Below are 12244 nucleotides of genomic sequence, written 5' to 3'. Positions count from 1 at the left end.
ATCGGGAGTGCGCTTTATATAGACGGGCAGAGCCCGCACGGTAAACGTCACCATGTCGATACTGCAGGCCATCAGAACGTTCCTCTTTTATCTGTTGCTGGGCACCAGCTCTTTGCTTTGGTGCAGCCTGAGCTTTTTCATCGCGCCTTTTCTGCCGTTCAAGGCGCGTTATCGCTTCATCAATGTGTACTGGTGCCGCTGCGCTCTGTGGCTGAGCAAAGTGTTCCTGGGCATCAGCTACGAAGTGAAGGGCGCCGAGAACGTGCCTGACCAGCCCTGCGTGATTCAATCGAACCACCAGAGCACCTGGGAAACGTTCTTTCTCTCGGCTTACTTCGAGCCGTTGAGCCAGGTGCTCAAGCGTTCATTGCTGTATGTACCGTTCTTCGGCTGGGCCATGGCCATGCTGCGACCGATTGCCATCGACCGCGACAATCCGAAAGCCGCGCTCAAGCATGTGGCGAAGAAGGGCGATGAACTGCTGAAGGATGGCGTCTGGGTACTGATCTTCCCTGAGGGGACGCGCGTTCCTTTTGGCACCATCGGCAAGTTCTCACGCGGTGGCACCGCGTTGGCCGTCAACGCCGAGCTTCCTGTACTGCCGATTGCGCACAATGCCGGCAAGTTCTGGCCTAAAACCGGTTGGGCGAAGAAGCAGGGGGTCATCACGGTAATCATCGGCGAACCGATGTATGCCGCGGGCAGCGGGCCTCGCGCCATTGCCGATCTGAACGACCGGGTGCAAGCCTGGAACGAGCAGATGCAACGAGAAATGGGGTCGCTGCCAGCAGCCCCCGCGGCACCGACTTCGACTGATCAAGTGGCTGTCTGAGATTCTGTGGATAACCTGTGTACCGTTTTCTCGAAAAACCGCGATATCGTTTTATAACTTTATGATTTATATACATATTTCTTAAACACATAAAACGCAGGAAATGGTGCATAAGTTTTTTCGGGCGCAAAAAAACCGGCTGATATAGCCGGTTTTTTTATGTCTGAAATTTGCGTTATACACACTATGTACTATGGGGAATGACGTTCGTAATCTGAACTGATCGCACGCGAATTACAGACAATAAAAAAGGCCAACGCTGAGCGTTGGCCCTTTTGGGTTTGGCAGGTTCGCTGGATCAGAAGTCCAGGTTGGAAACCGCCAGGGCGTTGCTTTCGATGAAGTCACGGCGAGGTTCGACCGCATCACCCATCAGGGTGTTGAAGATCTGGTCCGCGCCAATGGCGTCTTCGATAGTCACTTTGAGCATCCGGCGCTGAGCTGGGTCCATGGTGGTTTCCCACAGCTGATCCGGGTTCATCTCGCCCAGACCTTTGTATCGCTGGATGGTGTGACGCTTGGTGCTTTCAGCCATCAGCCATTCAAGGGCTTCCTTGAACTCGGTGACCGGCTTCTTGCGCTCGCCACGCTGGATGTAGGCACCGTCGTCGAGCAGGGTGCTCAGTTGAGCGCCCAGCGAAACAACTGTCCGGTAATCGTTGCTGCCGAAGAAGTCGCGGTTGAAGGTGACGTAGTTCGACAGACCGTGGGAGATCAGTTCGACCTCTGGCAGCCAGACGTTACGTTCACGATCTTCACGCAGGCTGGCTTTGTAGACCAGGCCAGACTTCTCGACGGTGCGCAGGCGAACTTCGTACTGAGCCAGCCAATCCTGCATCGCTGCATGATCGGACAGTTGGTCCATGCTCACCGCTGGCAGGTAGATGAAGTGCTCGGTCAGTTCCTGCGGGTACAGGCGCGACAGACGCTTGAGGGTCTTCATCACCAGACGGAAGTCATTCACCAGGCGCTCAAGCGCTTCACCGGAGATGCCAGGGGCTTCTTCGTTCAGGTGCAGGCTCGCGTCTTCCAGGGCCGACTGCGTCATGTACTCTTCCATGGCGTCGTCGTCTTTGATGTATTGCTCTTGCTTGCCTTTCTTGACCTTGTATAGCGGCGGCTGAGCGATGTAGATGTAGCCGCGCTCGATCAGCTCCGGCAACTGACGGAAGAAGAAGGTCAGCAGCAGGGTACGGATGTGCGAACCGTCGACGTCAGCATCGGTCATGATGATGATGTTGTGATAACGCAGCTTGTCGATGTTGTACTCATCGCGACCGATGCCACAGCCCAGCGCGGTGATCAAGGTGCCTACTTCTTGCGAAGAGATCATCTTGTCGAAGCGCGCCTTCTCGACGTTCAGGATCTTGCCCTTCAGCGGCAGGATGGCCTGGGTGCGGCGGTTGCGTCCCTGCTTGGCGGAGCCGCCAGCAGAGTCACCTTCCACGAGGTACAGTTCGGACAGGGCAGGGTCTTTTTCCTGGCAGTCAGCCAGTTTGCCCGGCAGGCCGGCGATATCCAGCGCGCCTTTACGACGGGTCATTTCACGGGCTTTACGCGCCGCTTCACGCGCACGTGCCGCGTCGATCATCTTGCCGACGACCAGTTTGGCTTCGTTCGGGTTTTCCAGCAGGAAGTCGGAGAAGTACTTGCCCATTTCCTGTTCGACCGCGGTCTTCACTTCGGAAGAAACCAGCTTGTCTTTGGTCTGGGAGCTGAACTTCGGATCCGGTACTTTTACCGAAATGATCGCGGTCAGGCCTTCACGGGCATCGTCACCGGTGGTCGCGACTTTGTGCTTCTTCGCCAGACCTTCAGCTTCGATGTAGGTGTTCAGGTTACGCGTCAGTGCGGAACGGAAACCCACCAGGTGAGTACCGCCATCGCGCTGTGGAATGTTGTTGGTGAAGCACAACAGGTTCTCGTTGAAGCTGTCATTCCACTGCAGGGCGATTTCCACGCCGATGCCGTCTTCACGCTGGATGTTGAAGTGGAACACCTGGTTGACCGCAGTCTTGTTGGTGTTCAGGTATTCAACGAATGCACGCAGGCCGCCTTCGTACTTGAACAGCTCTTCCTTGCCGCTGCGCTCATCCTTGAGGACGATGCCGACGCCGGAGTTGAGGAAGGACAGTTCACGAATCCGCTTGGCCAGGATGTCCCAGCTGAAGTGGATATTCTTGAAGGTATCTTCTGAAGGCTTGAAGTGAATCTGGGTGCCGGTGGTTTCGCTCTCGCCAACGATTTTCATCGGCTCTTGCGGAACACCGTGGACGTAAGTCTGTTCCCAGATCTTGCCGCTGCGGCGCACCGTCAGGATCAGTTCTTTGGACAGTGCGTTCACCACCGACACACCTACACCGTGCAGACCGCCGGATACTTTGTAGGAGTTGTCGTCGAACTTACCGCCGGCGTGCAACACGGTCATGATGACCTCGGCTGCGGAAACGCCTTCTTCTTTGTGCACGTCTACCGGGATGCCACGGCCGTTGTCGCGAACGGTGATGGACTCATCCGGGTGAATGATGATGCTGATGTCGTCGCAGTGGCCAGCGAGAGCTTCGTCGATCGAGTTATCGACCACTTCGAACACCATGTGGTGCAGACCGCTGCCATCGTCGGTGTCACCAATGTACATACCGGGACGTTTGCGTACGGCATCCAGGCCTTTCAGCACTTTAATGCTCGTTGAGTCGTACGTATTCGTATTTTCTTCGCTCAATGCCTTCACTCCCGATGGTCGTGGGTCTGGGTGATACGGCCCTGTTCCACGTGGAACAAAGCGACTGGCGTTTCCGTCTGCCAGCCTTCCCTCAATAATTCGTGATCTACACAGGTGATAAACACCTGGCAGCGTAAGTCTTCCAGCAAGCGGCAAAGCGCGCGTCGGTGGTGCTCGTCCAGTTCGGACGGCAGGTCATCCACCAGATAAATACACTGGCCGCGTCGGGCCTGGCTAACCAGGTGCCCTTGGGCAATCCGCAATGCACAGACCACCAACTTCTGCTGACCCCGGGACAAGATGTCCGCGGCGTTATGTGCGCCCAGTCTGAGACGCAAATCAGCGCGTTGTGGTCCGGCCTGGGTGTGACCCATTTGCTGGTCCCGTTGAAGGGACCCAGCGAGTACGGCACTCAGTTCGCGGTCTTTGTCCCAGCCTCGGTAATAGCTGAGGGTCAAGCCTTCAAGCTCGACCAATTCGCTCAAGGTCTGTTCAAAGACTGGTTTCAAGGCTTTGATGTAAGCGCGGCGGTATTCATCGATTTCAGCGCTGGCTTGGTACAGTTCCCTGTCCCAAACCGCTTGCGAAACGGCGTCAAGTGTACCATGTCGCAGCCAAGAGTTTCTCTGGCGCAGAGCCTTCTGCAAGCGCTGCCAGGTGGACATGAATCGAGGTTCCACATGGAATACACCCCAGTCGAGAAACTGTCGGCGAATCTTCGGCGCGCCTTCAAGCAAGCGGAAACTGTCAGGGTTGATCAGCTGGAGTGGCAGGATCTCCGCCAGTTGCGCCGCGCTGCGGGCGTTCTGGCCATCGATGCGGATCTGAAACTCACCCTGACGGTCGCGCGAGATGCCTAGCGCGCTTTGTCCGCCCTCAGCCAATTCAACCTGGCCAAACACCGTGCACGCCAATTGCTCGTACTGGATGACCGGCAACAGACGGCTGCTACGGAACGAACGGGCAAGCCCCAGCAGATGAATGGCTTCCAGAACACTGGTTTTGCCGCTGCCGTTGGCGCCGTAAAGAATGTTGATTCGGGGGGAGGGGGAGAAGGTCACCGGGTGCAAATTGCGCACCGCGGTGACCGAGACGCGACTTAGCGACATCTAGCTTCTGCTGAACATGATTACAGACGCATCGGCATGACAACGTAAGCCGAATCGTCGTTGTCGGATTCCTGCACCAGCGCACTGCTGTTGGAATCGGACAGGATCAGGCGAACTTGCTCGGTGGTCATCACGCCCAGTACGTCGAGCAGATAGCTGACGTTGAAGCCGATTTCCAGATTGCCGCCGTTGTATTCAACGCCCACTTCTTCTTCCGCTTCTTCCTGCTCCGGGTTGTTCGCCTGGATTTTCAGCTGACCGTTGGCCAGTTGCAGACGGATGCCACGGTACTTCTCGTTGGACAGAATCGCGGTACGGCTGAAGGCTTCACGCAACGCCTGACGGTCGCCGAGTACCAGCTTGTCGCCACCTTTAGGCAGAACACGCTCGTAATCCGGGAATTTACCGTCGACCAGTTTAGAGGTGAAGGTAAACTCGCCGGTGGTCGCGCGGATGTGGTGCTGGCCCAGGACGATGCTGACGATGCCGTCGGGCTCGGTCAGCAAGCGCGCCAGCTCAAGGATGCCCTTGCGTGGAACGATAACCTGATGGCGATCCGGTTGACCGATATCGGCCTGCATCGAGCACATGGCCAGACGGTGACCGTCGGTGGCCACGGCGCGAATGATCCCGGCCGAGACTTCCAGCAGCATGCCGTTCAGGTAATAACGAACGTCCTGCTGCGCCATGGCGAAGCTGGTGCGTTCGATCAGACGACGCAGTTTGCTTTGTTCCAGGCTGCAGGTCAGCGAGCCCGGGCCTTCTTCCACGGTCGGGAAATCATTGGCCGGCAGGGTCGACAGGGTGAAGCGGCTACGACCGGCCTTCACCACCAGCTTCTGCTCATCAACCTTGATGTCGATCAGCGCATCGTTCGGCAAGCTCTTGCAGATGTCCATCAGCTTGCGCGCAGGCACGGTGATGGAGCCAGGATCTGCTGGCTCTTCAAGTTGCACACGACCGACCAGCTCGACTTCCAGGTCGGTACCGGTCAGCGACAATTGCTGGCCTTCGACAACCAGCAGCACGTTGGAGAGCACCGGCAAGGTCTGTCGGCGCTCAACGACGCCTGCGACCAGTTGCAGGGGTTTCAACAGGGCTTCGCGTTGAATGGTGAAATGCATGGTCTAGTCCCTTGCCTTAATAAGCTGCGCTGGTGTTCATCAAGTGGTCAGTGTACGCAGCAGGTTCTTGTAGTCCTCGCGGATGTCCGCGTCGGATTCCTTAAGCTCGTTGATCTTGCGACAGGCGTGCAAAACAGTCGTGTGGTCGCGGCCGCCAAACACATCGCCGATTTCCGGCAGGCTGTGGTTAGTCAACTCTTTGGATAATGCCATTGCAACCTGACGCGGACGTGCGACCGAGCGTGAACGACGCTTGGACAGCAGGTCGGATATCTTGATCTTGTAGTACTCGGCGACCGTGCGCTGAATGTTATCCACAGAGACCAATTTATCTTGCAGCGCCAACAAGTCTTTCAGGGATTCGCGAATCAGCTCGATGGTGATGTCGCGGCCCATGAAGTGCGAGTGGGCAATCACGCGCTTCAGGGCGCCTTCCAGCTCACGGACGTTGGAGCGAATACGCTGGGCGATGAAGAATGCCGCGTCATGTGGCAGATCGACTTTGGCCTGGTCGGCCTTTTTCATCAAGATCGCCACGCGGGTTTCCAGCTCTGGCGGCTCGACGGCAACCGTCAGGCCCCAGCCGAAGCGGGATTTGAGGCGCTCTTCAAGGCCTTCGATTTCTTTCGGGTAGCGGTCACTGGTGAGAATGACCTGCTGGCCACCTTCAAGCAGGGCGTTGAAGGTGTGGAAAAACTCTTCCTGCGAACGTTCCTTGCGGGCGAAGAATTGAATGTCATCGATGAGCAACGCATCCACCGAACGGTAGAAGCGCTTGAATTCGTTGATGGCATTCAGCTGCAGTGCCTTGACCATGTCGGCCACGAAACGCTCCGAATGCAGGTAAACGACCTTGGCATTCGGGTTCTTCTTTAATAGGTGGTTACCCACAGCGTGCATCAAGTGGGTTTTACCCAAGCCGACGCCACCATAAAGGAAGAGCGGGTTGTAACCGTGCTTGGGGTTGTCCGCCACCTGCCAGGCCGCGGCCCGGGCCAGTTGGTTCGACTTGCCTTCGACGAAGTTTTCGAAGGTGAAGGTGCGGTTCAGGTAACTGGTGTGCTTGAGCGCGCCTTCTACCTGCACCGTGCGTTGCTCGGAGCGAACGGGAGCTTGCTGCGAGCTGGCGCCGGCCATCGGGTCGAAGCTGTCGCGAGACGGCTCTTCATTGATCTCGGCCACTTTTTGCGTCGCACGCTTGGTCGGTGCGCTGGCAGTCGGCGCTGGCGTCGGAGCACTGGCAGGTGCTTGAGCAGCCTGAGCCTGAGACGCAGCGGCAGCCAACGGCGCATTAGGCGCGGCGCGCGGTGCCGAACTGCGTTTGCTGCCTATTAATAAGGACAGCACCGGCGCCATGCCGTTGCCGTGCTCATCCAGCAGTTCAAGAACGCGACCCAGGTACTTTTCGTTGACCCAGTCGAGAACAAAGCGGTTCGGTGCGTAGACACGCAACTCGTCGCCTTCGGCTTCGACCTGTAGTGGACGGATCCAAGTGTTGAATTGTTGGGCAGGCAGCTCTTCGCGCAAAAGCTCCACGCACTGCTGCCAAAGTTCCACTGACACGGATATCCCCTAAGTTGAAAGCCGGTGAGGCAAAAACAAGCGGCCATTGTAGCGACCAGACGCCGACTTATCCACACGTAGGTGGAGCACTGAACAAGAAGAATCAATGTTTTATACGCAAAAAAGACGACCAGCGGTCTGTGCATAAGCTCTGTGGATAACCGGGTCTAAGGTCGTTGCACAAGTAGGGGGGAAACTCGGTGGATAACCAACCTGTGGATAACAGGCCCTTTCACACACAGGTTATCCGACAGCGCAGCACAGGCTGCCCCCTGTTTTCCACCGTAGTTGTCATTCTCTGTACAGCCCGCAGTAGAAGGCCTCAAGGTAGTTATCCACAGATGATCGCCGCCCTAGCTTTTATAAGCTTTACAGAAAAGCTTTAAATAATTCCTTTCTTATTTCTATTTCTAACGAGGGGTTAATCACGAACAAAACCCCTGGAGATCTATTTATAAGGAAACGCTGGTTGGAAATTGACCTAGAGGCTTGCTTTCTCTAGAATCCCCGGTCTCTTAAAACGGGGGCCATTCCGGCCCGTTGTGGACGAACCAGGTAACACGACAATGAAACGTACTTTCCAACCAAGCACTATCAAACGCGCTCGTACCCACGGTTTCCGTGCTCGCATGGCTACCAAGAACGGCCGTGCTGTTCTGTCGCGTCGCCGCGCCAAAGGTCGTGCGCGTCTGGCAGTTTGATAAGCCGGCACTGGAGGTGAGTCAGGACTTCAGTCGGGAAAAGCGTCTGCTTACTCCCCGGCATTTCAAGGCAGTCTTTGACTCCCCTACCGGCAAGGTTCCGGGGAAAAATCTCCTGCTCCTTGCGCGCAACAACGATCTTGATCACCCCCGTCTCGGGTTGGTTATCGGAAAAAAGAGCGTAAAGCTCTCCGTCGAGCGCAATCGCCTCAAACGTCTGATGCGCGAATCGTTCCGTCTGCACCAGGATTCACTGGTCGGCTGGGACATCGTTATCGTCGCGCGCAAAGGTTTGGGTGACGTAGAAAACCCCGAATTGATTCAGCATTTCGGCAAGCTCTGGAAGCGTCTGGCACGCAGCACGCCAGTACCAGCAGTCAAAACCGAAACTGTAGGGGTAGACAGTCCCGATGCGTAAACTGGCACTCGTTCCGATCCAGTTTTACCGCTATGCCATTAGTCCCCTGATGGCCAACCACTGTCGCTTCTACCCCAGTTGTTCCTGCTACGCGTTAGAAGCCATAGAAAATCATGGTCTTCTGCGCGGTGGCTGGCTGGCCTTTCGTCGTTTAGGTCGCTGTCATCCGTGGAATCCCGGTGGTTATGACCCGGTTCCACCTATCCCTACCTCCCGTTCTTCTTCGATGGCCGAGTAATCATGGATATCAAACGCACGATCCTGATCGTCGCCCTGGCAATCGTGTCCTACGTTATGGTTCTTAAATGGAACCAGGACTATGGCCAGGCTGCCCTGCCGACTCAGAATGTTGCTTCCAGTACTACCGCACCGGGCCTACCGGATTCGGCTACTGGCAATAATGCTTCTGTCAGTGACGACATTCCACGCGCCGCAAGCGATACCAGTGCCACTGCACCTGCTGAAACTCCAGTAGCTGCAAGCAAAGACCTCATCCAGATCAAAACGGATGTGCTCAACCTGGCCATCGATCCACAAGGTGGTGATGTTGCCCAGCTGACGCTGCCGCTGTATCCACGTCGCCAGGACCATCCGGAAATTCCGTTCCAGTTGTTCGATAACGGCAACGAGCGGACTTATCTGGCTCAAAGCGGTTTGATCGGCACCGACGGTCCGGACGCAAGTCCTGCCGGTCGTCCGGTTTACGCTTCGGAGAAGAAGGTTTATCAACTGGCTGACGGTCAGGACCAATTGGTCGTAGACCTGAAGTTCAGCAAGGACGGCGTCAACTACATCAAGCGTTTCACACTGAAACGTGGCCTGTATGACGTAACCGTTTCCTACCTGATCGACAACGAAAGCGCCAAGCCTTGGTCGGGTGCGATGTTCGCCCAGCTGAAGCGTGATGCCAGTTCCGATCCTTCTTCCAGCACTGCCACCGGCACCGCGACTTACCTGGGCGCCGCCCTGTGGACAAGTAACGAGCCGTACAAGAAAGTGTCGATGAAGGACATGGACAAGGCTCAGCTGAAAGAAACCGTCAACGGTGGCTGGGTTGCCTGGTTGCAACACTACTTCGTGACCGCGTGGATTCCGGCTAAGGGCGAAAACAATGTCGTCCAGACCCGTAAAGACAGCAAAGGCAACTACATCATCGGCTATACCGCCCCGGCATTGACTGTCGCGCCAGGTGCTAAAGCTGAAGTCAGCGCTGTTCTGTACGCCGGCCCGAAAAGCCAGGCTGTGCTGAAAGAGTTGTCCCCAGGTCTGGAACTGACCGTCGACTACGGCATCCTGTGGTTCATTGCGCAGCCAATCTTCTGGTTGCTGCAACATATCCACGCCATCGTCGGTAACTGGGGCTGGTCGATCATTTTCCTGACCATGCTGATCAAGGGTTTGTTCTTCCCTCTGTCGGCCGCCAGCTACAAATCCATGGCGCGCATGCGTGCAGTGGCACCGAAACTGGCCGCGCTGAAAGAGCAACATGGCGATGACCGGCAGAAAATGTCGCAAGCCATGATGGAGCTGTACAAGAAAGAGAAGATCAATCCGCTGGGTGGCTGCTTGCCAATCCTCGTGCAGATGCCGGTTTTCCTTTCGCTGTACTGGGTTCTGCTGGAAAGTGTTGAAATGCGCCAAGCGCCGTTCATGCTTTGGATTACTGACCTGTCGATCAAGGACCCGTTCTTCATTCTGCCGATCATCATGGGTGCAACCATGTTCATCCAGCAGCAGTTGAACCCGACACCTCCGGATCCGATGCAGGCCAAGGTGATGAAGCTGATGCCAATCATCTTCACCTTCTTCTTCCTGTGGTTCCCGGCTGGTCTGGTGCTGTACTGGGTAGTGAACAACTGCCTGTCCATCACTCAACAGTGGTACATCACTCGTAAAATCGAACGGGCTACCAAAGCAGCCGCTTGATTTACACTGTGGATAACCACTCAAAACGCCCCCTAGTGGGGCGTTTTGCTATCTGTCACTTTTGTCTGGATACCGGTTTATGAGCGTTCCTCGTGAAACCATCGCAGCCGTCGCAACCGCTCAAGGTCGCGGCGGTGTGGGCATCGTCCGTATTTCCGGACCGTTGGCGAGCCTTGCAGCCAAGGCCATCAGTGGTCGGGAATTGAAACCCCGGTTTGCCCATTACGGCCCGTTCCTCAGTGCAAACGAAGAGGTGCTGGACGAAGGCATTGCGCTGTATTTCCCGGGACCGAACTCCTTCACCGGCGAAGACGTGCTGGAACTGCAGGGCCATGGCGGGCCAATTGTTCTGGACATGTTGCTCAAGCGTTGCCTGGAACTGGGCTGTCGTCTCGCCCGTCCCGGTGAATTCAGTGAGCGTGCGTTCCTCAATGACAAACTCGACCTGGCTCAGGCTGAAGCCATTGCCGACTTGATCGAGGCGAGTTCTGCACAAGCGGCTCGAAATGCGCTGCGTTCCTTGCAAGGGGCATTTTCCCAGCGTGTGCATAACCTCACCGAGCAATTGATAGGGCTGCGTATCTATGTCGAGGCAGCCATCGACTTTCCGGAGGAAGAAATCGACTTCCTTGCCGATGGTCATGTATTGGCCATGCTCGACAAAGTACGTGATGAATTATCCACAGTGCTTCGCGAAGCCGGGCAAGGCGCCTTGCTCCGTGACGGCATGACCGTGGTGATTGCCGGTCGCCCGAACGCCGGTAAATCCAGCCTGTTGAATGCCCTGGCCGGTCGGGAAGCCGCGATCGTGACCGAAATTGCCGGCACAACCCGGGACATTCTTCGCGAACATATCCACATTGATGGCATGCCGCTGCACGTGGTGGATACCGCCGGTCTGCGAGATACCGACGATCACGTGGAAAAAATCGGTGTAGAACGCGCACTGAAAGCCATTGGCGAAGCGGATCGTGTGTTGCTGGTCGTCGATGCAACAGCGCCCGAAGCGCTGGACCCCTTCGCATTGTGGCCGGAATTCCTCGAAATCCGCCCCGATCCCGCGAAAGTCACGCTGATTCGTAACAAGGCAGACCTGACAGGGGAAGCGATTGCCCTAGAAGTCAGCGAAGATGGCCACGTCACCATCAGCTTGAGTGCCAAGTCAGCAGGCGAAGGCCTGGAGTTACTGCGCGACCATCTAAAGGCCTGCATGGGTTACGAGCAGACGTCGGAAAGCAGCTTCAGCGCACGCAGGCGTCACCTTGAGGCCCTGCGTCATGCCAGTGCATCCCTTGAGCATGGCCGAGCGCAATTGACCCTGGCCGGTGCCGGCGAGCTGTTGGCCGAGGATTTACGTCAGGCGCAGCACTCGCTGGGTGAAATCACCGGTGCATTCAGCTCCGATGACCTGTTGGGACGAATCTTTTCCAGCTTCTGCATCGGTAAATAACCCTTCCGTTGTCTACAGACAGGCCATTCGCGCCTGTCTGTCCCCTCTTTTTGAAAAGTCCCCCCTCAGTGCCGAGCAGATAATCTCTGCTTCAGCGGTTTTTCTTCGCCCGGAATTATGCCGACAAGGGCCTTTTCTGTGGATTAAGCCCTGTGAATAACTGCCACTAAGGGCAGTTGATAACAGGGCCTGAAAACTGAAGATAACCGCCTCTGTGGATAACCACCGCTTTAATCCACAGGCTTAAACCGGTTATCCAAGGGTCTCTTTGCCACATGACCACAGGGTTTTGAATCTCTGTACATATTGAAAATAAAGGCCTGTAGCATTCTATCCACAGAAAGGTGCCTCAGTAGAAATAAACATAAAAACAAAGGTTTAATAAATTTCTCTCTTTTT

General features: G+C 56.0%; 10 protein-coding genes. 6 read left to right on the top strand and 4 right to left on the bottom strand.

Annotated features, from left to right (window positions below; all coding sequences use genetic code 11):
* Nucleotides 1-52 precede the first annotated feature (52 nt).
* Nucleotides 53-832: a lysophospholipid acyltransferase family protein gene (locus tag BK660_RS10435; RefSeq protein WP_123433237.1), complete on the top strand. Its 780-nt coding sequence runs from the start codon at nucleotides 53-55 to the stop codon at nucleotides 830-832.
* A 298-nt stretch (nucleotides 833-1130) separates the two neighbouring features.
* Here the strand turns inward: BK660_RS10435 and gyrB are convergent, their stop codons facing one another.
* Genes gyrB through dnaA form a run of 4 tightly spaced genes read right to left on the bottom strand, consistent with a single transcriptional unit; the run spans nucleotide 1131 to nucleotide 7350 of the window.
* On the bottom strand, nucleotides 1131-3554 hold the full coding sequence (gyrB, locus tag BK660_RS10430) for a DNA topoisomerase (ATP-hydrolyzing) subunit B (RefSeq protein WP_123433339.1): 2424 nt from the start codon (nucleotides 3552-3554) through the stop codon (nucleotides 1131-1133).
* Nucleotides 3555-3559: 5 nt separating this feature from the next.
* Complete coding sequence (gene recF / locus BK660_RS10425) at nucleotides 3560-4663, bottom strand: DNA replication/repair protein RecF (RefSeq protein ID WP_123433236.1); 1104 nt, start codon at nucleotides 4661-4663, stop codon at nucleotides 3560-3562.
* A gap of 20 nt (nucleotides 4664-4683) precedes the next feature.
* A complete protein-coding gene (dnaN, locus tag BK660_RS10420; protein ID WP_017341709.1) occupies nucleotides 4684-5787 on the bottom strand; it encodes a DNA polymerase III subunit beta in 1104 nt (367 codons plus the stop codon).
* A 39-nt stretch (nucleotides 5788-5826) separates the two neighbouring features.
* Nucleotides 5827-7350 (bottom strand): chromosomal replication initiator protein DnaA, encoded by a 1524-nt coding sequence (dnaA, locus tag BK660_RS10415; protein WP_123433235.1) that lies wholly within the window; start codon nucleotides 7348-7350, stop codon nucleotides 5827-5829.
* A gap of 566 nt (nucleotides 7351-7916) precedes the next feature.
* Between dnaA and rpmH the strand changes: the two genes are divergently transcribed.
* From rpmH to mnmE, 5 genes are all read left to right on the top strand, one after another.
* A complete protein-coding gene (gene rpmH, locus BK660_RS10410; protein ID WP_003213577.1) occupies nucleotides 7917-8051 on the top strand; it encodes a 50S ribosomal protein L34 in 135 nt (44 codons plus the stop codon).
* 16 nt (nucleotides 8052-8067) lie between these two features.
* Nucleotides 8068-8469, top strand: coding sequence for a ribonuclease P protein component (gene rnpA, locus BK660_RS10405; RefSeq protein ID WP_027926203.1), 402 nt, complete (start codon nucleotides 8068-8070; stop codon nucleotides 8467-8469).
* The gene (gene yidD / locus BK660_RS10400) at nucleotides 8462-8707 is read left to right on the top strand and encodes a membrane protein insertion efficiency factor YidD (protein WP_077430980.1); all 246 of its coding nucleotides are present in this window, start codon (nucleotides 8462-8464) and stop codon (nucleotides 8705-8707) included. Before rnpA ends, yidD begins: the two co-directional genes overlap by 8 nt.
* A gap of 2 nt (nucleotides 8708-8709) precedes the next feature.
* Nucleotides 8710-10395 carry a membrane protein insertase YidC gene (yidC, locus tag BK660_RS10395; protein ID WP_123433233.1) on the top strand — a complete coding sequence of 562 codons (1686 nt, stop codon included), beginning with the start codon at nucleotides 8710-8712 and terminating at the stop codon, nucleotides 10393-10395.
* A 79-nt stretch (nucleotides 10396-10474) separates the two neighbouring features.
* On the top strand, nucleotides 10475-11845 hold the full coding sequence (gene mnmE / locus BK660_RS10390) for a tRNA uridine-5-carboxymethylaminomethyl(34) synthesis GTPase MnmE (RefSeq protein ID WP_123433232.1): 1371 nt from the start codon (nucleotides 10475-10477) through the stop codon (nucleotides 11843-11845).
* Nucleotides 11846-12244: the final 399 nt, after the last annotated feature.

Source organism: Pseudomonas brassicacearum, from assembly GCF_003732265.1.
Taxonomy (GTDB): Bacteria; Pseudomonadota; Gammaproteobacteria; order Pseudomonadales; family Pseudomonadaceae; genus Aquipseudomonas; species Aquipseudomonas brassicacearum_D.
The sequence above is the reverse complement of the archived record's forward strand: the minus strand, read 5'-3'. Positions and strand labels throughout refer to the sequence as shown.